Raw genomic sequence first — 24,080 nt, forward strand, 5'->3', positions numbered from 1 at the left:
GGGTGGGGCGCGGGCCGGCCGGAGGTGCCGGACGCGGCCCCGCCGGCGCGCTCGGTCCGCGTGGTGCTGCCCGGAGGCGTCGACGACCCGGCGGCGCCGAGCGGCGGCAACGTCTACGACCGCAGGGTGTGCCGGGACCTGCCCGCCGTCGGCTGGCAGGTCCACGATCGGCTCGTCGCGGGCGCCTGGCCGCGCCCCACGGCCGCCGAACGCGCGGCGCTGGCCCGGGTGCTGGCGGAGTCGGCGGACGGGTCCGTGGTGCTGCTCGACGGGCTCGTCGCGTGCGGCGTCCCCGACGTCGTCGTCCCGGAGGCCGGCCGGCTGCGGCTGGCGGTGCTGGTGCACCTGCCGCTGGCCGACGAGACGGGGCTCGCCCCGGAGGAGGCGGCGGAACTGGACGCCGCCGAGCGCCGGACGCTGCGGGCGGTGGCGCTGGTCGTCGCCACCAGCCGCTGGGCGGCGGACCGGCTGGTGGACCACCACGGGCTGGCCCCGGAGCGGGTACGGGTCGCCGCGCCGGGGGCCGACGTCGGACCGCTGGCGCCCGGCGGCGGGGCCGGCGTCCCACGTCTGCTGTGCGTCGCCTCGGTGACCCCGCGCAAGGGGCAGTACGAACTGGTGGAGGCCCTCGCGGCCGTCGCCGGCCTGCCGTGGGAGTGCGTCCTCGTGGGCGGCCTGGGGCAGGACCCCGGGTACGTCGAGCGGCTCCGGGAGCTGATCGCGCGGTCCGGTCTCGAGGACCGCGTGCGGCTCGCCGGCCCGCGCGGCGGTCCGGAGCTGAACGCCCACTACGCGGCCGCCGACCTGCTGGTGCTCGCCTCGCGGGCGGAGACGTACGGCATGGCGGTGACCGAGGCCCTGGCGCGGGGCGTTCCGGTGCTGGCGACCGCCGTCGGGGGCCTCCCCGAGGCGGTCGGCCGCGCGCCCGACGGCAGCGTGCCGGGGCTCCTCGTACCGCCGGACGACCCGGCCGCGCTGGTGGCCGCCCTGCGGCGCTGGCTCGGCGAGCCCGGCGAGCGCCATCGCGCCAAGGTCGCCGCACGAGGGCGGCGTACCGCGCTGGCCGGGTGGGAGACGACCGCCCGCGGCCTGGCCCGGGCCCTGGACCAGCTCCGTCACGAACCCCGGGAGGCCGCATGAGCGTGACCGGCAGACCTCGTTACGCCCCCGACTGGCTGGCGCTCCGCGAGCCCGCCGACGCGGCGGCCCGCGCCGCCGGGCTCCTCGGCCCGCTGCGCCGGCTCCCGGGGCTCGACCCGGCGCGGCGGGACGGCGTGCCGGTGATCCGGGACCTGGGGTGCGGCACCGGTTCCATGGGGCGCTGGCTGGCGCCCCGGCTGGCGGGGCCGCAGCACTGGGTGCTGCACGACCACGACGCCGGGCTGCTGGACCTGGCCGCCACCCGGATGCCGCGCACCGGCGACGGCGGCGGCCGGATCACGGTGACGACCCGGCAGGGTGACATCGGGCTGCTGACGGCGGCCGAACTGGCCGGTACGGCGCTGGTGACGGCGTCGGCGCTGCTGGACCTGCTCACCCGCGAGGAGCTGGACGGGCTGGCGGCGGCCTGCGCGGAGGCGGGGTGTCCGGTGCTGCTGGCGCTGTCGGTGGCGGGGCGCGTCGAGCTGACGCCCGGTGACCCGCTGGACGGCGCCGTCGAGGGGGCGTTCAACGACCACCAGCGCCGGATGGAGGGCGGCCGCCGGCTGCTCGGGCCGGACGCGGTGGCGGCGGCCCGGCAGCTCTTCGCGGCCCGGGGCATGACCGTGCTGACGCGGTCGAGTCCGTGGCGGCTGGGTCCCGGCGACTCGGCGCTGACGGCCGAGTGGCTGCGGGGCTGGGTCGGTGCGGCGCGGGAGCAGCGGCCGGACCTGGCGCCGCGTGCCACCGCGTACCTGCGGCGCCGGCTGGAGGCGTGCGAGGAGGGCCGGTTGAGCGTGGTGGTCCATCACACCGATGTGCTGGCCCTGCCGGGTGGCGGGGCGGCGGGGGGCGGCGCGTGAGGGCACCGGCGGTGGTGCGGGGCCGTCTCGGCGCGGTGGCCGGGGCGGCCCTTCTGGGGGCGGTCGTGTGGTGGCACGGCGGCGGTGCCTTCGTGGCGGGGCTGCGGGGCGTCGACGCTCCCGTGCTGGCGGCCGCCCTGGGCATCGGCCTGTTCACGACCGTGCTCAGCGCGTGGCGCTGGTGCCTGGTGGCCCGCGCGCTGGGCGTGCGGCTGCCGCTGGGCCGGGCGGTCGCCGACTACTACCGCGCCCTGTTCCTGAACGCGGCGCTGCCCGGCGGGGTCCTCGGCGACGTGCACCGGGCGGTGCGGCACGGGCGGAGCGCCGGTGACGTCGGGCGGGGTGTGCGGGCGGTGGTGGTCGAGCGGGTCGCGGGCCAGGCGGTGCTGGTCACGGCCGGTGCGGTGCTGCTGTGCGCGTACCCGGTGCCGGCCCTCGCGGAGGCGGGGCCGGGCCGGGGCGCGGTGGTGGCGGTCGTGGCCGGTGTGCTGGGTGCGGGGGGCGCGGTGGTGGCCGTGCGGCGCCGCCGCCGGGCGCCGGGGGATGCCGGGCGCCCGGTGGCCCCGGGGGCGGGGCCGTGGGTGTGGGCGGGGGTGCTGGGGTCGTCCGTCGCGGTGCTGGCGGGGTTCCTGGCCATGTTCCTGGTCGCCGCCCGTGCCGCCGGGGCGACCGCCCCGGCGGGCGTGCTGCTGCCGCTGATGGTGCTGGCGCTGCTCGCCATGGCCCTGCCGCTGAACGTCGCCGGGTGGGGGCCCCGGGAGGGGGCCACCGCCTGGGCGTTCGGCGCGGCGGGCCTGGGGACGGCGCAGGGGCTGACCGTCTCGGTGGTGTACGGGCTACTGAGCCTCGCCGCGAGCCTGCCCGGCGCCGGTGTACTGGTGGCCGACCGGCTCGCCGGGGCGCGGCGTCCCCAAGTCGAGTTCGAAGAGGGTGTCGTCGCCGAGGAGGGTGCGTCGGGTCGGCGGGCGGAGCGCGTCGCGCATCCGTTCCGGGCCGGGGAAGGCGAGTCCCGGGACGCCGTCGCCGAGCAGGACCGGTGCCACGGTGACGTACAGCCGGTGCAGGGCGCCTTCCCGGAGGAAGCGGGAGACGGTGACACCGCCGCCCTCGACGAGGACCCGGCCGAGGCCGCGCCGCGCGAGGTGGCGCACCAGCGCGCGCGGGGCGAACGCGTCCCGGTCGGGCAGCTCCAGCACATCGACGGTGCCGGTGCCGGTGCGGCGGCCGGCCACCGCCCGCGCGTGCCCGCCGCCCGCGCCCACCACCCACAGGGTGGGGGCCTCCCCGTCGGTGAACACCCGGTGCCCGGCGGGGACCCGGCCGCGCGGGTCGAGGACGACGCGGACCGGGTTGTCTCCGGGGCAGGCCCGCACCGTCAGCCGGGGGTCGTCCGCCACGGCGGTGCCGGCCCCGACGACCACCGCGTCGGCCAGGGCCCGCAGGTGGTGCAGGTGCGCGCGGTCCTCCTCGCCGGTGACGTAGTCGGCGTCACCGGTGCGGGTGGCGATGAAGCCGTCGAGGCTCTGGCCCAGTTGGGCGAAGGTGACGTGCGGGCCGGCCAGGCACAGCGGCAGGTAGCGGCGGGCCAGGTCGTCCGCCTCGGGCGAGCCGTTCCGCCAGCGCGGCCGGCCGTCCTCGCCCGTGACCAGACCGGCGGCCCCGGCGTCCGCCGGGGTGCGGATGCCGCGCAGCGACCGCCAGGCGCGGTCCGCGTCGAGGGGGCGGACGTCCGTCGTGGGGGCGGGTCGGGCACCGGTCGCGGGTCCGGTGTGCAGGGCGGTCACCGCGCACCATGCCGGGAGGCGGGCGCGAGGAGGGAGAGGTACGCGCCGAACGATTCGGCCAGGGCGGCCAGCAGGAGTTTCCCCTTTTCGGCGGACGCCCGTGACGGGCGGCCGATCACTCCGGATTCCGTGTAGGCACGCATACCGAGCGACAGCAAATGCTTGCGGTCGTCGGCGATCAGATCGGCGGTTTCATAACCGGGACGCACGAGTTCCGGGTGATCGTGGAGAAGTATGGATGTCTCCACCTCCCCCGCATGCATATCGCTGTGCGACGACGTCAGCACACCGGCCCGTTCCCGCGCCGTCCGCCAATCGTCGGATCCGGGGAAAAGCGCCATTCGCGTACCGGTGTCCGCGGATTCCTGAACCACATTGCGCAATACATAGTTGCCGCCGTGCCCATTGATCAGGACGAGGTTTTCGATACCGGAGCGGCGGAGCGATCCGGCGATGTCCCGGACGACGGCGCAGAGGGTCACGGCGGAGATGCTCACGGTCCCCGGCCACCCGGCGTGCTCGTGCGAGCAGGAGATCGTCACAGGTGGGAGCAGGTGTACGGGGTGGGCGGCCGCGACCTCGCGGGCGATGGCGCAGGCGACCACGGTATCCGTCATCAACGGGAGGAACGGACCGTGCTGTTCGAAACTCCCGATGGGGAGGACCGCCACGTCCGCCGGCGCCCGGCGGACGTCCTCCGTCGTCGTGTCCAGCGGCAGCATGCCCAATGCCGGTATCCGCGGTTGCGGAACGCTCATCTTCCCCGCCCTTTCCTTCGTCAGTTTCCCGCCCACTGCCGGACGTTACCCGATACGATCGGGCCATGATAGACACCGATGATGTGCTCCGTGACACCACTCGCCGAACGGGCGTCGAGCATGTGGTGAATGTGCAGTTGGCCACCGAATTCGGCGATTTCCGCGCCGCCGGGTATATGGACCACGACCGGGGCGAGGAGCAAATAGCCCTGGTGTACGGCGAGATCGAGGGCCATGACGTCCTCGCCCGGCTCCATTCCGAGTGCCTGACCGGGGACGCCTTCCGGTCCCGGCACTGCGAGTGCGGCGAGCAGCTCTCCGCGGCGTTGCGTGCCATCGCGAGCGAGGGACGCGGCGTCCTGGTGTACCTCCGCGGCCACGAGGGCCGGGGCATCGGGCTGCTGGCCAAGCTGCGCGCGATGCGGTTGCAGGCGGAGGGGCTGGACACCGTCGAGGCGAACCTGGCGCTGGGGCTCCCGGACGACGCCCGCGACTACGGGGGCGCGGCGGGGATCCTGCACGACCTCGGCGTGCGGTCCGTGCGGCTGCTGTCCAACAACCCGCGCAAGCACCAGGCGTTGCAGCGGTACGGGATCGCGATCAGCGAGCGGGTGCCGCTGCTGATCCCGCCGCGGGAGGAGAACCTCGCCTACCAGTGGACCAAGCGGGAGCGCCTCGGTCACCATCTCCCGCACCTGCCCGCCGGGCCGGACCGCGGCGCCGGCCACGGCCCCCTGGTGGCCCAGGCGCACGACGGCGGATGAGACAAGCCCGCTCGCCCTGCGTACTGCCTGACGACGAAGCGACACCGCGGCCCGGATCACCCCCGGATCGCCACGGAAGGCATGTACCCCCGCGAGGAGCACCGCCGTGCACGTTGACGACATACCCCAGCGCAACCCGCGACTTCCGGGCGCGGAGCCCGCCTCCGCACAGTCGATCATGGAGTCCTTCCAGCGGGTGCTGGACGATCTGGACGCCGCACGCGCCGAACTGCGCGGCACCGCGCCGCTCCCCGACGCCCCGCTCGCCGACGTCCCACCGCCGCGACGCACCGTGGAACCCTTGTGGGCGCGTGACGCGACGCACCCCGAGGACCTCCGGACGGTCGGACCGCCGAGGCGGGCGCGGTGGGTCGGCGCGTGCGGCGTCGGCGCGGTGGGCGGCCTCCTCGTGGTGTCCTCGATGCTGTCCCACGGCGCCTTGGCGCCCGGTGACGCCGGCCCGTCCGGGCAGCGGGCGCGCCCGCCGCACGAGGACGTGAACGGCTCGCGCGCGGACCCCGGCACCCAAGGGCGCGAGGCGCCCCGGCGCACCTACCGGCTGCCCCGGCTGCACCCGGGCGGCGGGTCCCACGGGCACTACCACATCGAGGTCCAGGCCGTCGCGGCCAGGTTCCAGGACCCCGCGGCCCCGTCCCGGTGACGCCCGTGCCGAACACAACGGCCACGGCGCACGTAATGGTCCAACAAGCAAGCCGGACGGACGCGTTGACGAATGAAGGACGGACGAGATGACCACGACATCACCCACCGGGAGCGGACGGACCTGGCGGAGCAGGAGCGTCGCACTGCTCGCCTGCGGCGCCCTGGCCGCCGGAGGCCTGGCCGCCGCCGGCGTGGGGGTGCTCCAGCCGGGGACGGCGAGCGCCTCCAGCCACCGGGAGGCCCCGCTGATATCCGGGCAACCACAGTTCGACACCACCGACGTGTACGCGTTCGTCAGTCCGGACCATCCCGACTCGACGACGGTGGTGGCGAACTGGCTGCCGTTCCAGGAGCCGGCCGGCGGGCCCAACTTCTACCCCTTCGCCACCGACGCCCGCTACGACATCCACGTCGACAGCGACGGTGACGCCCAGGACGACCTGCTGTACCGGTTCACCTTCAAGGACCACCGCAAGAACGAGAAGACCTTCCTCTACAACACGGGTGCGGTGGAGAGCCTGGACGACCCCGACCTCAACTTCACGCAGTCGTACGACATCGAGCTGCAGCGCCTCAAGCACGGGAAGGTCGCCTCCCGGCACATGCTCGCCGAGCACCTGCCGGTCGCGCCCTCCAACGTCGGCAAGGCGTCGATGCCGGACTACCAGAAGCTGCGCGACCAGGCGGTACGGAAGGTCCCCGGCGGGCTCAAGGCGTTCGCCGGCCAGGCCGACGACCCGTTCTTCCTCGACCTGCGGGTCTTCGACCTGCTGTACGGCGGCGACCTCTCGGAGGTCGGCAACGACACGCTCAAGGGCTACAACGTCAACACCATCGCCCTCCAGGTGCCGAGTTCGTACCTCAGGGAGTCGGAGAAGCAGCCGGTGGTCGGCCTCTACGCGACGACCGAGCGCAAGAACGCCTACGGCGAGTGGACCCGGGTGTCCCGGCTCGGCATGCCGCTGGTCAACGAGGTCGTCAACCCGGTCAAGGACAAGGACCGGTTCAACGCCTCCTCGCCCGAGAACGACGGGCGCTTCCTGAAGAACGTCACCGAGCCGGAACTGCCCAAGCTGATCGAGGGCATCTACAAGATCAAGGCTCCGGCCGAGCCCCGCAACGACCTCGTCTCGGTGTTCCTGACCGGCGTCAAGGACCTCAACCAGCAGCCGAACGGCAAGCCGTCGGAGATGCTGCGCCTCAACACCTCGATCAAGCCGGTGGCCGAACCCAAGCGGCTGGGCGTGCTCGACGGTGACAACGCCGGCTTCCCCAACGGGCGGCGGCTGACGGACGACGTGCTGGACATCGCGCTCCAGGTCGTCGAGGGCGAACTCGTGGGTGCCGAGAACGACCTGGGTGACGCGGTCGACGCCAACGACAAGAAGTTCGGCAGCAGCTTCCCGTACGTGGCGCTGCCCAGCGCCGGGTCCGACACCAAGGCCGCCCAGGCCGCCACGAAGGCGGACGCCACGGGCCTCACCGGTGGGGTCTCCGCGCTCACCTCGTCGTGGGGCGACAACACGGTGATGCTCGTCTCGGCCGCCTCGGGTGCCGCGTGCGTGCTGCTGGTGGGCCTGGGCCGGGCGATGTGGTCGCGGTCCCGCCGCCGGCCCGAGCAGCGGTCCTGGATCGGCTGACCCGGACCGCCCCACCCCCTGACGGCCCGGCAGCGTTCCTTCCCCCCACGGCGCTGCCGGGCCCCTCTCCGCACGCACGACCCAGGAAGGCACAACCGATGCTCGTACGGAAGCCGCAGTCCGCCCCCCGGGAGGGGCGGCCGGGCCGGTGGCGGACCGCCGCGGTCGTGGTCGTGGCCCTCGGGCTCACCGCCGGCTCGGTGGCCTACGGAGCCGCGGACGACCCCGGCCCCGGCAGGCGGCCGGCCCCCGCCCTCGCGGCGGTCGTCCCGGTGGAACGCCTGGCGGCCGGGGACCTCGCCCAGGGCGTCGCCGCCCTGCAACGGCACCTGGAGGACCAGCCCCGCGACGCCACCGGATGGGCGACGCTGGGCGCGGCGTACGTCGAACAGGCCCGCACCACGGGCGATCCGACCCGGTACCCGCGGGCGGAGAAGGCGTTCGGTCGGTCCCTGGAGCTGCGCCCGGCCGCCTCGAACGACGCGGCGCTCGCCGGCCGGGCGGCCCTGGCCGCCGCGCGCCACGACTTCACCGGGGCGCTGCGCCAGGCCGACCGGGCGCTGGCGGTGAACCCGTACAGCGAGCGGGCCCTGTCCGTCCGGGTCGACGCCCTCGTCGAGCTCGGCCGCTACGACCAGGCCCTGGCCGCGGTACGGCTCGCCGACCGGCGCCGTCCCGGCATCCCGGTCTTCACGCGGTACGCGTACGTCCTGGAGCTGCGCGGCGACGTGGCGGGGGCGCGCCGGGTGCTGTCGCGCGCTCGGCAGTCCGCGTTCGGCCCGGCCGACGTGGCCTACGTCTCCACCGCGCTGGGCCAGCTCGAGTGGAGCCGGGGCGCGTACAAAGAGTCCCTGGAGCACTTCGCGGCGGCGTTGCGCGCGGACCCGCGGCACCTGCCCGCCCGGGAGGGCCGGGGGCGCGCGTACGCGGCGCTCGGCGACACCAAGCGCGCGCTGGCCGACCTCGAGGAGGTGGTACGGCGTTACCCGCTCCCGGGGCAGCTCGCGGCGCTCGGCGAACTGTACGAGGTGCTGGGCCGGCGCGACCGGGCCGAGGAGCAGTACGCGCTCGTCCGCACCTGGACCCGGCTGGCCCGTGCGAACGGCGTGGCCACCGACCTGGAGTCCGCCCTGGTCGGGGCCGACCACGGCGACGCGGCCGGCGCGCTGACGGCGGCGCGCGCCGAATGGGGCCGCCGCCGAAGCGTCCATACCGCGGACGCCCTGGCCTGGGCCCTGCACGCCAACGGCAAGGACCGGGAGGCGCTGGCGTACGCCGAGCGCGCCACCGCACCCTCGCCCGGCTACCGCAACGCCTCGTTCCTCTTCCACCGGGGCATGATCGAGCGCGCCCTCGGTGACGACGCGGCCGCCCGTCGCGACCTGCGCGCCGCGCTGGACCTCAACCCCGGCTTCTCGGCGACCGGCGCCCGCACGGCGAAGGCCGCCCTGGCCGCGACCGGGGGTGCGTCGTGAACCGCCGGACGACCGCCCGCGCCCTCGCGGCCCTGCTGGGCGGCACGGCCCTGGCGCTGCTCCCTGCCCAGGCCGCCCAGGCCCACCCGCTGGGCAACTTCACGGTCAGCCAGTACGACGGCCTCGTCGTCGCCCCGGGCGAGCTGCTCGTGGACCACGTGGAGGACCTGGCCGAGATCCCGGCCTCCCAGGAACGCACGCGGATCGACACCGACGGGAACGACCGGCTGGCGCCGGGCGAGCTCGCGGCGTGGGCCCGGACGCGGTGCGACGCGGCGGCCCGGGACGCGCGGCTGGTGACCGGCGACGCCGCCGCCCGCCCGGTGACCGCCGGGGCCGCCCGGGCGGAAGTGCGCCCGGGGCAGGCCGGGCTGGAGACGCTGCGGGTGACGTGCGCGCTCACCGCGCCGCTGCCGCGCGCGGACGGCACCCGGCTGTCGTACCGCCCGGCGGCGGTGGCGGCCGGCGACGGATGGCGGGAGATCACCGCGCGGGGTGACCGCACCACCCTCTCGGGCGGCGGCGTGCCGGCCGGTTCGGTGTCCCGGCGCCTGACCGCCTACCCGGACGACCTGCTCTCCTCGCCGCCGGACGCGCGGTCGGTGTCCCTCACCGTACGGTCCGGCGGCCCGGCGCTGGCCGGCGACGCGGACGGGGCCGGGGCCGGGGCGTCACCGGTGGCGGGCGTGCTGCCGCGCGGCGCGGACCGCTGGGCGCAGGCGCTGACGGGCCTGGTGGCCCGGCACGAGCTGACGGCGGGCTTCGCGGTGCTGGCGCTCGGCGCCTCCCTGCTGCTGGGTGCTCTGCACGCGCTGGCCCCGGGGCACGGCAAGACCATGATGGCCGCCGCCGCGGCGGCCGGGGGCCGCAGTTCCGTGCGCGACATGCTGGCGCTCGGCGCCTCGGTGACGCTCACCCACACGCTGGGCGTGTTCGCCCTCGGCGCCCTGATCACCGCGGGCTCGGCGGCGGCGCCCTCCGTGGTGTCCTGGCTGGGCATCGCGAGCGGCACCCTGGTCGCGGTGGCGGGCGCGCTGCTGCTGCGCCGGGCATGGCGCCGACGCCATCACGCCCACGGCCACACCCACGGCCACGCACACGCACACGCCGACCACGAGCACGGTCACCCGCACGACCACGGCCACGGCCACACCCATGCGCACGACCACGACCACGGTCACGCGCACGGGCACTCCCACCTCCCCCCGGCTCCCGGCCTGCGCGGGGTGGTCCTGCTCGGCCTGGCCGGCGGGCTGGTGCCGAGCCCGTCCGCCGTGGTCGTCCTGGTCGGGGCGTCCGCCCTGGGGCAGGCGTGGTTCGGGTTCCTGCTCGTCCTGGCGTACGGGGCGGGGCTCGCCCTCACCCTGGCGGGCGCCGGGTTCGCCGTGGTGCGCCTGCGGGAGACCACCCGGCGCCGGCTGGTGCGGCGGCCGCGGGGCCGGCTGGTCGCGCTGGCCCACCGGACGGCACCGCTCGGCACCGCCGCCGTCGTCCTGGCGCTGGGGTGCGGTCTGGTGCTCAGGGGCGCGGCGACGGCTCTGGCGTGACGGCCGGCAGCGCCTGCTCGGTCCAGATGGTCTTGCCGTCCCGGGTGTAGCGGGTTCCCCAGCGCTCGGTGAGCTGGGCGACCAGGAACAGTCCGCGGCCGCCCTCGTCGGTGCTGCGGGCGCGCCGGAGGTGCGGCGAGGTGCTGCTGGTGTCGGACACCTCGCAGATGAGGTGCCGGTCGCGGATCAGCCGCAGGGTGATCGGCCCGCCGCCGTACCGGAAGGCGTTGGTGATCAGCTCGCTGACGACCAGTTCGGTGGTGAAGAGCATGTCCTCCAGCCCCCACTCGGCGAGCCGGTCCGCCGTCAGCGCCCGGGCGCGGGCGGCGGCGGTCGCCTCCACGGGCAGCTCCCAGGTGGCCACCTTCTCCTCGGCCAGCACCCGGGTCCGGGCGACGAGCAGGGCGACGTCGTCGGTGGGGTGGTCGTACAGCAGCGCGTCGCGCACCGCCTCGCAGTGCTCCTGGAGGGTGCGGGCGGGGCGGACGAGCGCCGCGCACAGGTCCGCCACGCGCTCGTCGACGTCCCGCTCGTCGTTGCCCCGGTCGCCGGCCTGGACGAGGCCGTCGGTGTAGAGGGCGAGCAGGCTGCCTTCGGCGAGGTCGACCTCGGCGGACTCGTACGGCAGGCCGCCGAGGCCGAGCGGCGGGCCGGCGGGCAGGTCGAGGAGGCCGACCTCCCCCTCCGGGGTGACGACGGCGGGTGGCGGGTGGCCGGCGCGGGCGAGCGCGCAGTGCCGGGAGACCGGGTCGTACACCGCGTAGAGGCAGGTGGCGCCGACGACCTGGCGGGAGAGGTCGTCGGAGGGTTCCTGTTCGGCGGCCAGCCGGTCCACCAGGTCGTCGAGGTGGGAGAGCACCTCGTCGGGGGCGAGGTCCAGATTGGCCAGGGTGTGCACGGCCGTGCGGAGCCGGCCCATGGTGGCCGCGGCGTGGATGCCGTGGCCGACCACGTCGCCGACGACGAGGGCGACGCGGAGGCCGGAGAGCGGGATGACGTCGAACCAGTCGCCGCCGACCCCGGCCGTGGCATCGGCCGGCAGGTAGAGGTGGGCGGCGTCGACCGCGGGGTGCCGGGGGATCACGTGCGGCAGCAGGCTGTGCTGGAGGGTGAGCGCGGCCTCGTGCTGCTGGGTGTAGCGGCGTGCGTTGTCGATGCAGACGGCGGCGCGGGAGGCGAACTCCTCGGCGAGGGTGACGTCGTCCTCCTCGAACGGTTCGAGACGGCGGGACCGCCACAGGCTGAGCAGACCGAGCACCAGTCCGCGCGCCACCAGGGGCACGACCAGCAGGGAGTGGACGTCCGGTCCGGGCACCCGCTCCGGGCGCTCCGGCTCCACGGACCGCCATGCGGCCGGGCCGCGGGATCCCTCGTCCAGGAGGGGTTTGCGCTCGTCCAGGCAGCGGGCCTGGACCGTTCCGGGCGGGACGGGCAGGGTGCTGCCCACCGGGTGCATCAGCCGCGCCGCGTCCGGCGGGACGGTGCGCACCGCGGCCCGGCGCAGTGGGCCGGCCACCTCCTGGCGGGGTTCCTCCCCCCGGGTGACGGGTTCGAGCAGGTCGACGGAGACCAGGTCGGCGAGGCCGGGGACGGCGACCTGGGCGAGTTCCCGGGCCGTCTCGGTGACGTCCAGGGTGGTGCCGATGCGGGCGCTGGCCTCGTTGAGCAGGGCGAGCCGCCGGCGGGCGCGGTGCCGGTCCGTGACGTCCTCGACGGTCTGGGTCACTCCGAGGACGCGTCCGGAGGGGTCCTGGAGGCGGAACGCCGACACCGACACGTACAGCTCGCGGCCGGGGTCGTGGCGCAGTACGCAGGGCTGCTCGGCGAAGACGGAGGAGCGGCCGGTCTCCAGCACGTCGCGGAGCTGGCCCTCGACGGTGTCGGTGTCGCGCTGGATGAGGAAGTCGCTGGTGTGCAGCCCGCGGTGCTGTTCGACCGGCATGCCGCTGAACTTGGCGATGGCCCGGTTGACCCGGAGGATGGTCAGGTCCGGGGAGTGGATGGACAGGCCGATCGGTGAGCGGCTGAACAGGCCGTCCAGGACGGAGCGGTCGGTCTCCCACTGGATGACCTCCTCGGCGGGGGCGCCGACGAGGAACCACTCGTGGTGGCCGCCCTCCCGGGAGATCGCCCGGGCCCGGCACCCGATGTCGACGCGCCGGCCGTCGCGGTGCCGTACGGGCAGGACGCCGAACCAGCCGAGGCCGCGTACGCAGTCGGCCACGGCGTCCATGACGACGTGCCGGTCGCGCGGGTCGACCAGGAACGCGGCCGCCGGGCGTCCCAGGGCCTCCTCGGCGGAGTGGCCGAGCAGCGCCTCGGCCCGTTCGCTCCAGCCGACGACCGTGCCGCGGTCGTCCACCACGGCCGAGGCCGAGTGGCGCACGGCGAACGGGTCCTCGGGGCCCTCGCTGAACGTCGTCACCGGTGTGTCCATCGTCACCACTCTCGCACCTTACGTGTGGGTACGGGCAGGTGATGGCGGTCGGCGCGGCCCACCGGTGTACCCGTGGGGCGCAGCGCCCGGGCGAGGAGCACGGCCACGTCGTCCTGCGCGGCGGCGGGCAGCAGCCTGCCGAGGACGTGGTCGCAGATCTCGTCGAGGGGGCGGTCGAGGTGGTGGAGGGCCCGGGCGAGCTGGGCCATGCCCTGGTCGAGGTCGCGGTCGCGGGCCTCGATGAGGCCGTCGGTGTAGAGCACCAGCAGCCCGCCGGGCGCCAGGGGCACGCGCTCCGTGCGGAAGTCCCGTACTCCGGTGCCCAGGGGCGTTCCGGGGGGTCCGTCGAGGAAGGCGATCACTCCCCGGGGGTCGGCGACGGCGGGCGGGGGGTGGCCGGCCCGGGCGATCAGGCACTCCCCGGCGACCGGGTCGTGGATGGCGTAGACGCAGGTCGCCATCTCGTTCTCGCCCAGGTCGGCGACGGCGGCGTCCAGGGAGAGGAGCATCCGGGTCGGCGGGACGTCGTGCCGAGCCAGGGTGCGGACCGCCGTGCGGAGCTGTCCCATGACGGCGGCGGCGTGGATCCCGTGGCCCATGACGTCCCCGATGACCAGGCCGGTGCGGCCGCGCGGGAGGGCGATGGCGTCGAACCAGTCGCCGCCGACCTGGTGGTCGCTGGTGGGGAGGTAGCGGCCGGTGAGTTCCAGTCCGGGCACGTCCGGCAGGGCGTTGCTGCTGAGACTGCGCTGGAGGGTGAGGGCGGCTTCCCGCTGGCCGGTGTACATGAGCGCGTTGTCGATGTTCAGCGCCGCCCGGGCGACCAGGTCGTCGATGAGGACGCGGTCCTGCTCGTCGAAGGGTTCGCGGCTGAGGGTGCGGGTCACCACGACCGCGCCGAGCACCTTGCCGCGGGCGACCAGGGGGACCAGCCGGGCGGCGCCGAGCCGGGTGCTGAGGTAGGTGCGCAGTTCCCCGGCGAGGGGGTCGCTGATCAGGGCGGGGACGTCGGTGCGGTAGAGGTTCATGGGCACGCCCTCGGCGATGACCCGCTCGTACACCGATCCGCTGGGGATCCGGTAGGTCAGCCCGGCCGCCAGCTCCTCGGCGGGGGCGTCCGGGTCGGTGAAGGACATGGCGACGCGCCGCATCACCCCCTGGGTGGACGCGGCGGCCTCGTCGGGGTCGAGGAGTGCCTCCCGCAGGTGGACGTCGGCGGAGTCGGCCAGCCGGGGCACGAGCAGGTCCGCCACTTCCCCGGCGGTGCGCCGCAGGTCCAGCGTGGTGCCGATGCGGGTGCCCGCCTCGGCCAGCAGGGCGAAGCGCCGGCGGGCCCGTTCGGCCTCGAGCTGGGCCTGCTGCCCGTCGGTGATGTCGATGAGCGAGGCGACGACGCCGAGGCTCCGGCCGGCGGTGTCGCGGAGGGGCGCGTAGGAGCAGGACCAGGTGCGGTCGCGGCCGGGGTCGGCGGGGGTGCGGCCGGTGCGGCGGACGTCGACCACCGCCTCGCCGCTCTTCAGTACCCGCCGCATGACCGTCTCCAGGGTGCCCGCGTTGATGCCGGGCGCGACCTCGGTGAGGCGTTTGCCGAGGTGGTCGGCGGCGGGGACGCCGTTCATCCGGGCCAGCGCCTCGTTGACCCGCAGGAACCGCAGGTCGGGTCCGAGGAGGGCGAGGCCGATGGGCGACTGGGTGAACAGCCCTTCAAGGGCGGCGAGGGAGTCGCGCATCCGCCTGACCGCGGAGGTCTCCATGGCGATGGCCAGGGTGCCGGTCCCGCCGCGCCGGTCGGGGGCCGGGCAGAGCCACATCTCCATCTGGACGAAGTGTCCGTCGCGGTGCCGCACCGGGAGGGTGGCGACGACGGCCTCGCCCGCCAGAACCCGGTCGGCCAGTTGCCCGGCCAGTTCCCAGTTGGCCTCGGGGACCAGGAGCGGCTCGGCGTGCCGGCCGAGGGCCTCCTCCGGGAGGTGGCCCAGCAGGTCCTGGGCGGCGAGGGACCACTCGACGATGCGGCTGTCCGCGTCGGTGCGCCAGAGCGCGATCGGCAGCAGGTCCCCGAGCACTCCCGCGTACCCCACCGCGGTCAGGGGCTGGTCCGGTGCACCACTGGTCGACTCGGGCGTGTCCAACGCGATGACCTCACCACCGGGGCATGACGCCGCCTCATGGGCGCCGAATACTGAAAAATCATCCTATCCGAGGTGTCAGTGGCCGCGCGTCGGGGCGGGGTGCCGCACCAGGTACAGGGCGGTGGCCGCGACGAGCAGGGTGACGCACGCCGTGAAGGTCAGTCCGGCGCGTTGCAGGCCCAGCCACATCGTCAGCGCGCCCACGCCGACGACCGGCAGGGAGATGCCGGTGTAGGCGACGACGAAGAACGAGGAGATGGTGGCCGCCCGGTGCGCGGGGGGCGCCGCGTCGCCGACCGCGGTGAGGGCGGCGCGGAAGGCGAGGCCCTGGCCGAGCCCGCCGCAGACCGCGCCGGCCACCATCAGCGGCAGGGCCTTCACCCAGAGGGACGCGCCCACGAGGAGGAGTCCGGCCACCAGGACCAGGCAGCCGAGCGGCAGGGCGGACCGGGCGGCCACCCGGCCGGTGAGCGACTGGCCGGCGGTCGAGGAGAGGAAGACGGAGAAGACGACGAGTCCGGTGACCGCCAGGTTGTCGATGCCGAGGGTCCGGGAGACGAAGCTCGGTGCCACGGCGGTGAACAGGCCGAGGAGGGAGAACCCGGCGAAGGCGGCGAGGGAGGAGGGCGCGAAGACGCCGCGGACCTCCGGCGGCACGTAGAGGCCCTGCGGCTTCGGCCGCGCCCGTGGCCGGGCGTCGGGGACGGCCTCGGGCAGCAGCAGGACGATGACGCAGGCGACGGCGACGAGCCCGAGGTGGGCGAGGAACGGCAGGGACAGCGGGAGCGGCGCGTACTCCGCCAGGAAGCCGGACAGCAGGGGTCCGCAGCCCAGGCCGCCCATGTTGGCGGCCGTCGCGGCGAAGCCCGCCCGGGACCGGTGTTCGGGCGGTGCGAGTTCCAGCACGGTGACGGTGCCCGCCCCGCTCAGCAGCCCGGCCGAGAAGCCGGACAGGACCCGGCCGGCGAAGAGGGCGGGCAGGCCGCCCTCCAGGAGGAAGCACACGGCGCTCGCGGCGGCCAGGCCCAGCGCGCACAGCAGGACCGGGCGCCGTCCCGCCCGGTCGGAGTGGTTCCCGACCAGCAGCAGGGTGAGGATCACACCGACGGCGTAGCTGGCGAAGACGACCGTCACCATCAATTCGGAGAAGCCGAGTTCCTCGCGGTACAGCCCGTACAGCGGGGTGGGGAGCGTCGTGCCGGCCATGCCGATGGCGAAGACGGCGGCCGCCGCCCGGTAGCCGGGGCGCCTGTCGCGGTCGGGGCGGGTACGCCGGGACGCGGGGGATGGACGGGTCATGACGATCACACTAGGGAAGAAATCCGATCATTCTCGAAAACCCGCACGCGGGGAACGCCGTTTTGGGCTCGGAGGCCGGCAGTGGGAGAGCAGGGACGACACACGGCCCGGGGAGGCGCCTTCCGGCACCGCGGCGCAGAACTGGCGTACGAGGACACCGGCCGGGGTCCCCTCGCGGTGTACGCGCACGGCGGCTTCGCCGGCCGGGCCGCCGAGGACGCCATGGGCCTGTTCGACTGGGCTCCGGTGGTGGCCGTGGGACGGCGCCTGGTCCGGTACGACGCCCGCGGGCACGGCCGGTCCACGGGCGAGCCGGTGGACGCCGACTACACCTATCCCCGTCTCGCCGACGACCTGCTGGCCCTGCTCGACCACCTCGGGGCCACCGGGCCGGTCGACGCCATGGGCGCGTCCATGGGGTGCGGGACGGTACTGCACGCGGCCGTCCGGGCGCCGCGCCGGTTCTCCCGGCTGGTCCTCCTCGTCCCGCCCACCGCCTGGGCGACGCGCGAGGAGTACGCCCGCCGCAACCGCGAGGCCGCCCGCACCGTCGCACGCGAGGGCGCGGCCGCCTGGCGCGCCGCCCGCGCCGGCGCGCCCCGCCCCGCGGTGGCGGCCGGCGTCCCAGACGTACCGCCGACGCCCGCCGAGCGGCTGCTGCCGTCCGTGCTGCGGGGCCTGGCAATGTCCGACCTGCCGCCCCCGGAGGAACTCGCCGCGCTGGACGTGCCCGCCCTGGTTCTCGCCTGGGCGGGCGACCCCGGCCATCCGCTCTCCACCGCCGGGGCGCTGGCGCGGCTGCTCCACGCGGACCTGCACGTGTCCCGCACCCCGTCCGACGTCCGCACCTGGGGCCGGCGCGTCGCGCGGTACCTCTCCCTCCCCCGGCCGGAACACCCGGGACCCGATGGGCGCAACCCCGCGTGCCACCCGTGACTCGTCCGCCTACGGTCGTAGTCACCTTGCCGGTCCCTCGCCCGGACCCGGCGCCACCGATCCGGAGGAACCCGATGCACGGTCAGCACGCCCGTACCGGCGGCAGGAACACCGTCGGGGGGCTGGCCGCGGCGGCGCTGTGCGCGTCGGCCGCCGCCCTGGTGCTCGTCGCCCCCACCGCCGCCCAGGCCGCCCACGCCCCGTGGATCGCCGCCGACCGCACCGGCGGACGCGTGGACTGGGACGCCATCGCCCAGTGCGAGTCCAGCGGCAACTGGCGGGCCAACACGGGCAACGGGCACTACGGCGGCCTCCAGTTCAAGCAGTCGAGCTGGGTGGCCGCCGGAGGCCTGAAGTACGCGCCCCGGGCCGATCTGGCCACCAAGCGCGAGCAGATCGCCACCGCCCGGCGGCTGGCCGCCATGCAGGGCATGGGCGCCTGGGCGTGCGCCCGGCGCTGACGGGGCGCCGGCGGGCGCGGCGCTCACGGCGCACGCGCCGGTCCCCGGTCTCCGGTCTCCGGTCTCCGGTCTCCGGTCTCCGGTCTCCGGTCTCCGGTCTCCGGTCTCCGGTCAGAAGTTGCCGTAGTTGACCTGCCACGTCGGCAGGCCCATGCGGCGCCACACGGCGACGACGCGGTCGCGGTCGTCCAGCGACACCCGTACGGCGAAGCGGTGGCGTACGTGCCGGTCGAACAGCTCGGCCTTCACCACGTCGTCACGCCGGCCGTCCCCGGCCGCCCGCATCCACAGCTCGTCGTACGGCACCTCGTGCCGCCGCAGCCACTCCTCCGTCGTCCCGCGGTGCTCCTCGCCCCGCCCGGACAGCAGAACGACGACATCGCCGTCGGCGCGCCGGAAGGAGCGCAGGGCCTGCCGCACCGGGACGTTGAGCAGGTCCTCGCCGCAGCGGGTGAAGTCGTACGGGCCGCGGTCCCCGCGCAGCGCGAGCGTGCCGTCGATGTCGCACAGCACCGCCGGGGGCAGCGACGGGTCGGCGACGTACGGCTCCACCGGTGGCTGGTCGTTCAGCCACGCGCCGGTGAGCCGCCAGCCGCCCTGGCGGGCCTTGGCGTGCTTGTCGGCCAGGATGCGGATGATCTCCTCGCCGACCGGGCGCTCCCGCTCGCCGTCGCGCCGGACGCATTCCTCCAGCGGCACGTGCGTGAAGTCGTGCACCACGAAGGTCGCCTGCCCGCCGACGGCCGCCTTCAGCCGCTTGGGTATGTGGGGCGTCAGATGGGTGTTGTCCACGACGACGTCGAAGCCGTCGTCGACGGCCGCCCGGACCGCCGCGTCCTGGATCGCCAGGACCGTCTGCTCATGGGCGTAGGAGGACCGTTCGCCGCCGGGTGACGGGAGGTCGAGCATCCCGCGCAGGTCGTCCAGGTTGACCCGGCGCAGCCGGCCCGCGGCCTCCGCCTGGAGCCGGCGTGCCTCGGTGGTCTTCCCCGACGCGGGCAGCCCCGTCATGACGTGTACTACGGGCACCGGTCAGTTCTCCTCGTCGTTCTTGAAGGGGTCCGCCGCCCGGGGACGCACGGAACGGTAGGTCACCAGCTCCGTCGGACGTCCGTCCAGACGCAGGAACATGGCGGGGCGCACGGCCGGGTCCGGCAGGGCCCGCACGGCGCGCGCGAAGGCGGCCCGGTCACCGGCGAGCGGGGCGAGGGACCGGTAGGCGTCGTCGACGGCCCGCTCGCGGTCCGCCACGTCCTTCTCGATCCGCGCGATCACCTCGCGCACCCAGGCGTCGAACTCGTCCGGCACCTGCTCCAGCAGGGCGTCCAGCGGCCGCCCGTCCGACGCGGTGACGTCCGACGCCGAGCAGCCCAGCGCCTGCGCCACCCGCTGGGCCGGCAGACCGGCGAAGCGCTGAATGCCGTGGCCGCGCCAGACGTCCCGTTCGGTGACACCGGTCAGCACCTTGTGGAGGCGTACGTACTCCGACAGCTTGGCCTTCGCCCGGACGCCGGACGCGAAGCGCAGGACGAAGCCCTCCGCGTCGGTGCCGGTGGAGGGGCGGCCGTCGGGCAGGGTGCTCGACTCGGTGAGCGCCAGCAGCTCGGCCAGCGGCATCGGCGGGCGGACCGTGACGACGGAGCCGACCGGCCGCCAGGCGGGTGCGGCGTCGGCCAGGGGTATCTCCGTGCCGTCCTCGCCGATCGCGGCGAGCAGCACCAGGTCACGGCGGTCGCCGTAGTCCACGACGATGCGGTTCTCTGGGTAGAGGACCTCGGCGAGGTAGGTCACGCCCGGGGTGAGCTCCGAGGTGTCGGCGCGGTCCAGCCGCCGCTGTGCCCAGGTGGCCTGGGTGCTGGTGAACGACCCCTTGGAGGCGACCCGCCACCGGCCGGCGTAGTGGAAGACCACGGCGAGGCTGCCGTCGACCTTGTCGTACACCTCGAACGGTTCGTCCGGCAGCGCGGGGGCGTAGGGCTGACCTGCCTCGTGCTCCCCGACGTTGAAGAACTTCGGCAGCGGCAGCGCGACGACCTCACCGGTGACGTCGTCGGCCACCAGCCCGCGGCAGCGCATGGTGACGCTGTTCCAGATCCGCTCGTACTGGCACGCCCTGCTGTACGTGTAGAGCGACAGCGGCAGTTCGGGGTGCGTCTTGCGGACGACGTGCCCGGCGTCGAGCGCGGCCGCCAGTTCGCGCGGCGGCAGCAGCTCATGAAGAGTCAGGTGTGCCCGGCCCATGGATTCCTCCCGTTCGAGATGTCGCATTCTCGCCTTCGGGAGGGTCCGTACGACAGTGAATAACCCCATGACCGGTGCCGGTACGGGGACAGCGGGCGTCTCGGGTGCGCCGCCCGCGGCAGCGCGCGCACAGCCGACGGACGCGTCACACGTGCGCGTGTTACGCGTTCGGGTCCCAGTCCGCGAGCCGCTCCATCGGCTCGGTGTCGCCGGTGGTCTCCAGGCCGTCGAGCGGGAGGCGCTCGTAGAAGTAGAGGACCAGGTCGCTCGCCGCGCCTCGCATCGCCATGTCGCCCGGCTCCGCGTCGGCGGCGAGCTCGTCGCAGCGGACGCCGTCGGCGTCGAGGGTCAGGCGCCAGGAGCGGCCCTCGGTCGCGTGCAGGTCGATGGTCGCCGGCGTGAACGGCCAGGGGACGGAGGTCGCCGAGACGGTCGTCAGGAACTCGTCGACGCCCTCGACCGCGACGTCGGTCGGCAGCGGCTGCGGGGCCCCCTGGGTGAGCTGGGCGTCGTAGGTGTGGACGGCGATCTCCTGGATCTGGTGCCGGGCCACGGCCCCGCTGGTCTCCGGGGCCTGCGAGCGGCCCCACCAGGTCCAGCAGCCTCGGTCCGGGCCGGCCTCGCGCATCGCGTCGAGCATGAGCTCGGTCGACTCGGCGAGCCAGGCGTCCAGGGATTCGCGGTCGCGGGGCGCGGTCGGTGCGCCCTTCGGGTCCGTCCTCGCCGGGGGCTCGGCGCCCGGGCCCGCCGCGACGACGGCGGCCTGGCGGCGGCGGCCGTCGCCGAGATGCTGCGCCAGTTCGCGCAGCGTCCAGTCCGGGCAGCTCGGGACCTGGACGTCGAGGTCGGGGGCGGACGCCATCGCGGCGCGAAACGCGGCCGAGCGGTCTTCGATCAGCCGCAGGACCTCGGGGAACTCCACAGTGTTGTGCACCTCGGCTGTGTATCACGGCGCTCCGGCCGCCGGGTAGCGAATTTGTCGGCCTGCGCAGGGTGCGGCCCGGCGGCGCCAGGCCCTCCGGGTCGGTCGGCCTCCTGAGCACGAGAGCACTGGGTCGTGTCCGCAAAGTCTCGCCTGGCCCGCCCTCCGGGCGGACGCCGATACTTTCCGGACACTCCCTAGGACCGGCGGCGGGGCTTGCCGCGCTTGGCGCCCCTGGACGCGGCGGAGCCGCCACGGGCGGTCCTGCCGGCCGGCTTGCCGGCGGCCTTGCGCGGGGCGGCGCCCTTCTTCTTCTCGGGGCGCTCGGATTTCGGCACGTCCGGGGTCCTGGGGCCGCGGGTGCTGTTGACGGTCCGGCCCCGGACGATCCCGATGAAGTGCTCCACCAGGTCGGTGGTCTCCCCCTCCGGCCACGACAGCGCCACGCGCGACTGCGGGACGTCCGTCACCGTCCGGTAGGTGAGGTCCTTGCGGTGGTGCAGGCGCGCGAGCGACTGGGGCACCACGAGCAGCCCGATGCCCGCCGCCACCAGTTCGACGGCGTCCGCCGTCGTGGCGGGACGCTCCTTCGCGGGCACCCCCGGCGGGTCGTCCCAGCCGAGGGTGTCGTCGAGCGGGTGCAGGACCACGTCGTCGGCCAGGTCACCGGCGGACACCTCCTCCACCGCGGCCACCAGGTGGTCCTTGGGGACGACGACGACCGTCGTCTCGGTGTACAGGGGGATGGCACTGAGGTCCGTCCCGTCGACGGGCAGCCGTACGAGACCCGCGTCGGCGTCGCCGGCGCGCAGCGCCGCGGGCGCCTCGGCGGCGGACACCGGGACGAGGGTCAGCGGGACGTCGGGCAGCCGCTCGTTCCAGATCCGCACCCACTTGGTCGGCGTCACACCCGGGACGTAGGCGAGCCGGAACGAAGGGGATACATCCGAGCCTGTCACCCCGCCAGGTTACCCGCCGTGGTCGGAGGTCGTGCACGCGCTCGATACCCTTGACGCATGAAGTCGCACCAGACCACCCAGACGATGAAGCCCGCCACGGCGGCGAAGAAGCTGGGTGTGTACCTCGAGGCCACCCCCACCGAGTTCCAGGAGGGTGTCGTCTCCCGCGCCGAACTCGCCGCGCTCCAGGCCGATCCGCCCGAGTGGCTGCGGGAGCTGCGCCGTACCGGCCCGCACCCCCGGCCGGTGGTCGCGGCCAAGCTGGGCGTCTCCATCTCCGGTCTCGCGCGAGGCGGTGTCACGGAGCCGCTGACCACGGAGCAGATCGAGGCGCTGAAGGCGGAGGCCCCCGAGTGGCTGGTGCGGGAGCGCGCGGTCCAGGCGGAGGTCCGCAAGGAAGCGGTCCGGATCAAGGAGATGCAGGCCGAGCGCGCCGAGAAGCCGCGCGACTGACACCACCCCGTCACCCCCGGTGACGTACGACGGCGGCCGCATCCTCCCGGTGCGGCCGCCGTCGTACGTCATGGCGCCGCCCGCTCCGCCGCACCGGCAGCGGGGTCCTGCACGGGGCTCCCGGAGCGCCGGGCGGCGGGCGGATACTTGCCGCATGGACACCCTCCGGGAACGTCTCGGCCGTGATCTGTTCGCCCGGGTCGCCGGGCCCACCGGCCCGGTCGACCGCGCCCGCATCCACGGCACGCCGGGGCCCCGCTGGTTCGCTCCCGACCGGCCCATCCGCGTCGTCCACGGCGACGCGTCCATGTTCATCGGTGGCCTGCGGGCGCTGCTGCTCCAGTCGCTGCACCCGCTGGCGATGGCGGCCGTGGCGGCCCACTCCGGCTACCGGGGCGACCCGTGGGGCCGCCTCCAGCGCACCAGCAGGTTCCTCGCGGTGACGACGTACGGGACGGCGGAGGACGCGCAGCGGGCGGTCGACCGGGTGCGGGCGGTGCACGAGCGGGTGCGGGGGACCACCGCGGCCGGGGAGGCGTACCACGCGGCCGACCCGCACCTGCTGGGCTGGGTGCACGTGGCCGAGGTGGACAGCTTCCTCACCGCCCACCAGCGCTACGGGGCACGTCCGCTGGACGCGGCGGGCTGCGACGCGTACGTCGCCGACACCGCGCGCGTGGCGAGCGCTCTCGGGGTGGTGGACCCGCCGCGGGACCTGGCGGGGCTGGCCGAGCGGCTGGCGGCGTACCGCCCGGAACTGCGCGCCACGCGCGAGGCGCGGGAGGCCGCCCGGTTCATCCTGCTCCACCCGCCGCTGCCCCGGATCGCCCGGGGCCCGTACGCCGTCCTCGGGGCGAACGCGGTGGCCGCCCTGCCGCCCTGGGCGCGGGCGCCGCTGGGGCTGCCGCGCCTCCCGGGCGTCGAGGGGACCGTCGTCCGGGCGTCCGGACACGCGCTGACCAGGACGATCCGCTGGGCGATGAGCGCTCCCCGGCCGGGCGCTCCCCCACCGGGCGCCGGGGCGGCCGGGGCGGGCCGTTAGCGGACGTTCTCCAGGCGGTACGCCAGGGACGGCTTGCCGTGCGTGTCGGCGGCCGCGATCAGCAGGCCGCCCAGCATGGACAGGTTCTTGTAGAAGTGGACGCGCCGGCGGGCGCGCTCCTCCGGGTCCCGCACCGTCCAGTAGGCGTGTCCGGCGAGCGTCGTGGGCACCAGGGAGCCGGCCAGGGCGAGCGCGGACAGGCGCGGGAGCCTGCCGGTGGCGAACAGCACGCCGGCGCCGATCTGGACGGCGCTGTTGAGCCGTACCAGCGTCGTGGGGTCGTCGGGGACGGCCGGGATCCGCTCGCTGACGGGCCGGGTCACCGGTTCGGCCACCGGGGCCACGGCGCCGGGGTCGCGCCAGGTGCGCAGTCCCCCGGAGATGAAGGTGGAGGCCAGCAGCGGACGTGCCAACTTTCGGAAAATCGCCATGCGATGCGGGTGCCCGCGACCGCACGGGGCATGCCCCACGGGAACGCGCTCGCGGGGACCCGCGGAGGGGCGTTCGCACGGAACGCGGTCGGCGGGCGATCATCGCTCGTGTACGGATCGCACGCAGGGGATT

General features: G+C 75.3%; 21 protein-coding genes and 1 pseudogene. 12 read left to right on the forward strand and 10 right to left on the reverse strand.

The window, feature by feature from the left end:
• The first annotated feature begins 24 nt into the window (after positions 1-24).
• The 3 genes and pseudogenes from ACZ7LK_RS12945 to ACZ7LK_RS12955 form a co-directional block, all read left to right on the forward strand.
• On the forward strand, positions 25-1,140 hold the full coding sequence (locus ACZ7LK_RS12945) for a glycosyltransferase family 4 protein (RefSeq protein WP_471140652.1): 1,116 nt from the start codon (positions 25-27) through the stop codon (positions 1,138-1,140).
• Positions 1,137-2,003 carry a class I SAM-dependent methyltransferase gene (locus tag ACZ7LK_RS12950; RefSeq protein WP_471140263.1) on the forward strand — a complete coding sequence of 289 codons (867 nt, stop codon included), beginning with the start codon at positions 1,137-1,139 and terminating at the stop codon, positions 2,001-2,003. Before ACZ7LK_RS12945 ends, ACZ7LK_RS12950 begins: the two co-directional genes overlap by 4 nt.
• A pseudogene (locus ACZ7LK_RS12955) lies at positions 2,000-2,908 on the forward strand (lysylphosphatidylglycerol synthase domain-containing protein); the annotation flags it as partial. The gene ACZ7LK_RS12950 and the pseudogene ACZ7LK_RS12955, both read left to right, overlap by 4 nt.
• Here the strand turns inward: ACZ7LK_RS12955 and ACZ7LK_RS12960 are convergent.
• Positions 2,840-3,787: a RibD family protein gene (locus ACZ7LK_RS12960; RefSeq protein WP_471140266.1), complete on the reverse strand. Its 948-nt coding sequence runs from the start codon at positions 3,785-3,787 to the stop codon at positions 2,840-2,842. The pseudogene ACZ7LK_RS12955 and the gene ACZ7LK_RS12960 sit on opposite strands and share 69 nt — an antisense overlap.
• On the reverse strand, positions 3,784-4,545 hold the full coding sequence (locus tag ACZ7LK_RS12965) for a creatininase family protein (protein WP_469463475.1): 762 nt from the start codon (positions 4,543-4,545) through the stop codon (positions 3,784-3,786). The genes ACZ7LK_RS12960 and ACZ7LK_RS12965 overlap by 4 nt, the downstream gene beginning before the upstream one ends.
• Positions 4,546-4,610: 65 nt before the next feature.
• On the opposite strand from ACZ7LK_RS12965, the gene ribA reads away from it, so the two are divergent.
• From ribA to ACZ7LK_RS12990, 5 genes are all read left to right on the forward strand, one after another.
• Positions 4,611-5,309, forward strand: a complete 699-nt coding sequence (gene ribA, locus ACZ7LK_RS12970; RefSeq protein ID WP_392272825.1) for a GTP cyclohydrolase II — start codon at positions 4,611-4,613, stop codon at positions 5,307-5,309.
• A gap of 106 nt (positions 5,310-5,415) precedes the next feature.
• Positions 5,416-5,970, forward strand: coding sequence for a hypothetical protein (locus ACZ7LK_RS12975; protein ID WP_471140270.1), 555 nt, complete (start codon positions 5,416-5,418; stop codon positions 5,968-5,970).
• Between the two features lie 88 nt (positions 5,971-6,058).
• On the forward strand, positions 6,059-7,612 hold the full coding sequence (locus ACZ7LK_RS12980; protein ID WP_392272823.1) for a DUF4331 domain-containing protein: 1,554 nt from the start codon (positions 6,059-6,061) through the stop codon (positions 7,610-7,612).
• 98 nt (positions 7,613-7,710) lie between these two features.
• Positions 7,711-9,087, forward strand: a complete 1,377-nt coding sequence (locus ACZ7LK_RS12985) for a tetratricopeptide repeat protein (protein ID WP_471140275.1) — start codon at positions 7,711-7,713, stop codon at positions 9,085-9,087.
• The gene (locus ACZ7LK_RS12990) at positions 9,084-10,634 is read left to right on the forward strand and encodes an urease accessory protein UreH domain-containing protein (protein ID WP_471140277.1); all 1,551 of its coding nucleotides are present in this window, start codon (positions 9,084-9,086) and stop codon (positions 10,632-10,634) included. The genes ACZ7LK_RS12985 and ACZ7LK_RS12990 overlap by 4 nt, the downstream gene beginning before the upstream one ends.
• Here ACZ7LK_RS12990 and ACZ7LK_RS12995 read toward each other — a convergent pair.
• The 3 genes from ACZ7LK_RS12995 to ACZ7LK_RS13005 all read right to left on the reverse strand — a co-directional run bounded on the left by ACZ7LK_RS12995 (position 10,606) and on the right by ACZ7LK_RS13005 (position 16,502).
• Positions 10,606-13,071, reverse strand: coding sequence for a SpoIIE family protein phosphatase (locus tag ACZ7LK_RS12995; RefSeq protein ID WP_392273263.1), 2,466 nt, complete (start codon positions 13,069-13,071; stop codon positions 10,606-10,608). The two genes, ACZ7LK_RS12990 and ACZ7LK_RS12995, sit on opposite strands and share 29 nt — an antisense overlap.
• A 2-nt stretch (positions 13,072-13,073) precedes the next feature.
• On the reverse strand, positions 13,074-15,203 hold the full coding sequence (locus tag ACZ7LK_RS13000; protein ID WP_392272820.1) for a SpoIIE family protein phosphatase: 2,130 nt from the start codon (positions 15,201-15,203) through the stop codon (positions 13,074-13,076).
• Between the two features lie 75 nt (positions 15,204-15,278).
• Positions 15,279-16,502: an MFS transporter gene (locus ACZ7LK_RS13005; protein WP_471140281.1), complete on the reverse strand. Its 1,224-nt coding sequence runs from the start codon at positions 16,500-16,502 to the stop codon at positions 15,279-15,281.
• An 81-nt stretch (positions 16,503-16,583) separates the two neighbouring features.
• On the opposite strand from ACZ7LK_RS13005, the gene ACZ7LK_RS13010 reads away from it, so the two are divergent.
• Together ACZ7LK_RS13010 and ACZ7LK_RS13015 are read left to right on the forward strand one after the other, a co-directional pair.
• Entirely contained in the window at positions 16,584-17,438 is an 855-nt protein-coding gene (locus tag ACZ7LK_RS13010; RefSeq protein WP_471140284.1) for an alpha/beta fold hydrolase, read from the forward strand.
• Between the two features lie 74 nt (positions 17,439-17,512).
• Positions 17,513-17,899 (forward strand): transglycosylase family protein, encoded by a 387-nt coding sequence (locus ACZ7LK_RS13015; RefSeq protein ID WP_392272817.1) that lies wholly within the window; start codon positions 17,513-17,515, stop codon positions 17,897-17,899.
• Positions 17,900-18,010: 111 nt separating this feature from the next.
• On the opposite strand, the gene ACZ7LK_RS13020 is transcribed toward ACZ7LK_RS13015, so the two are convergent.
• From ACZ7LK_RS13020 to ACZ7LK_RS13035, 4 genes are all read right to left on the reverse strand, one after another.
• Entirely contained in the window at positions 18,011-18,928 is a 918-nt protein-coding gene (locus ACZ7LK_RS13020; protein ID WP_392272816.1) for a phosphatase domain-containing protein, read from the reverse strand.
• A 3-nt stretch (positions 18,929-18,931) separates the two neighbouring features.
• Complete coding sequence (locus tag ACZ7LK_RS13025; RefSeq protein ID WP_392272815.1) at positions 18,932-20,140, reverse strand: RNA ligase; 1,209 nt, start codon at positions 20,138-20,140, stop codon at positions 18,932-18,934.
• Positions 20,141-20,300: 160 nt separating this feature from the next.
• Positions 20,301-21,074: a maleylpyruvate isomerase N-terminal domain-containing protein gene (locus tag ACZ7LK_RS13030; protein ID WP_471140288.1), complete on the reverse strand. Its 774-nt coding sequence runs from the start codon at positions 21,072-21,074 to the stop codon at positions 20,301-20,303.
• A gap of 185 nt (positions 21,075-21,259) precedes the next feature.
• On the reverse strand, positions 21,260-22,021 hold the full coding sequence (locus ACZ7LK_RS13035) for a LysR family substrate-binding domain-containing protein (protein WP_471140290.1): 762 nt from the start codon (positions 22,019-22,021) through the stop codon (positions 21,260-21,262).
• A 57-nt stretch (positions 22,022-22,078) separates the two neighbouring features.
• Here ACZ7LK_RS13035 and ACZ7LK_RS13040 point away from each other — a divergent pair, with 57 nt between their 5' ends.
• Together ACZ7LK_RS13040 and ACZ7LK_RS13045 are read left to right on the forward strand one after the other, a co-directional pair.
• Positions 22,079-22,474: a DUF5997 family protein gene (locus ACZ7LK_RS13040; protein ID WP_392272812.1), complete on the forward strand. Its 396-nt coding sequence runs from the start codon at positions 22,079-22,081 to the stop codon at positions 22,472-22,474.
• Between the two features lie 154 nt (positions 22,475-22,628).
• Positions 22,629-23,516: an oxygenase MpaB family protein gene (locus ACZ7LK_RS13045; RefSeq protein WP_469463466.1), complete on the forward strand. Its 888-nt coding sequence runs from the start codon at positions 22,629-22,631 to the stop codon at positions 23,514-23,516.
• Here the strand turns inward: ACZ7LK_RS13045 and ACZ7LK_RS13050 are convergent.
• On the reverse strand, positions 23,513-23,947 hold the full coding sequence (locus tag ACZ7LK_RS13050) for a DoxX family protein (RefSeq protein WP_392272811.1): 435 nt from the start codon (positions 23,945-23,947) through the stop codon (positions 23,513-23,515). The two genes, ACZ7LK_RS13045 and ACZ7LK_RS13050, sit on opposite strands and share 4 nt — an antisense overlap.
• Positions 23,948-24,080 lie beyond the last annotated feature (133 nt).

Source organism: Streptomyces sp. NPDC039423 (assembly GCF_055598725.1).

Bases quoted from the DNA above. Each gene is read 5' to 3' on its own strand.
- ACZ7LK_RS12980 (WP_392272823.1), top strand. From the start codon at position 6,059: ATGACCACGACATCACCCACCGGGAGCGGACGGACCTGGCGGAGCAGG.
- ACZ7LK_RS13045 (WP_469463466.1), top strand. From the start codon at position 22,629: ATGGACACCCTCCGGGAACGTCTCGGCCGTGATCTGTTCGCCCGGGTC.
- ACZ7LK_RS12985 (WP_471140275.1), top strand. From the start codon at position 7,711: ATGCTCGTACGGAAGCCGCAGTCCGCCCCCCGGGAGGGGCGGCCGGGC.
- ACZ7LK_RS13015 (WP_392272817.1), top strand. From the start codon at position 17,513: ATGCACGGTCAGCACGCCCGTACCGGCGGCAGGAACACCGTCGGGGGG.
- ACZ7LK_RS12995 (WP_392273263.1), bottom strand. From the start codon at position 13,071: ATGGACACACCGGTGACGACGTTCAGCGAGGGCCCCGAGGACCCGTTC.
- ACZ7LK_RS13005 (WP_471140281.1), bottom strand. From the start codon at position 16,502: ATGACCCGTCCATCCCCCGCGTCCCGGCGTACCCGCCCCGACCGCGAC.
- ACZ7LK_RS13050 (WP_392272811.1), bottom strand. From the start codon at position 23,947: ATGGCGATTTTCCGAAAGTTGGCACGTCCGCTGCTGGCCTCCACCTTC.
- ACZ7LK_RS13040 (WP_392272812.1), top strand. From the start codon at position 22,079: ATGAAGTCGCACCAGACCACCCAGACGATGAAGCCCGCCACGGCGGCG.
- ACZ7LK_RS12965 (WP_469463475.1), bottom strand. From the start codon at position 4,545: ATGAGCGTTCCGCAACCGCGGATACCGGCATTGGGCATGCTGCCGCTG.
- ACZ7LK_RS12950 (WP_471140263.1), top strand. From the start codon at position 1,137: ATGAGCGTGACCGGCAGACCTCGTTACGCCCCCGACTGGCTGGCGCTC.
- ACZ7LK_RS13025 (WP_392272815.1), bottom strand. From the start codon at position 20,140: ATGGGCCGGGCACACCTGACTCTTCATGAGCTGCTGCCGCCGCGCGAA.
- ribA (WP_392272825.1), top strand. From the start codon at position 4,611: ATGATAGACACCGATGATGTGCTCCGTGACACCACTCGCCGAACGGGC.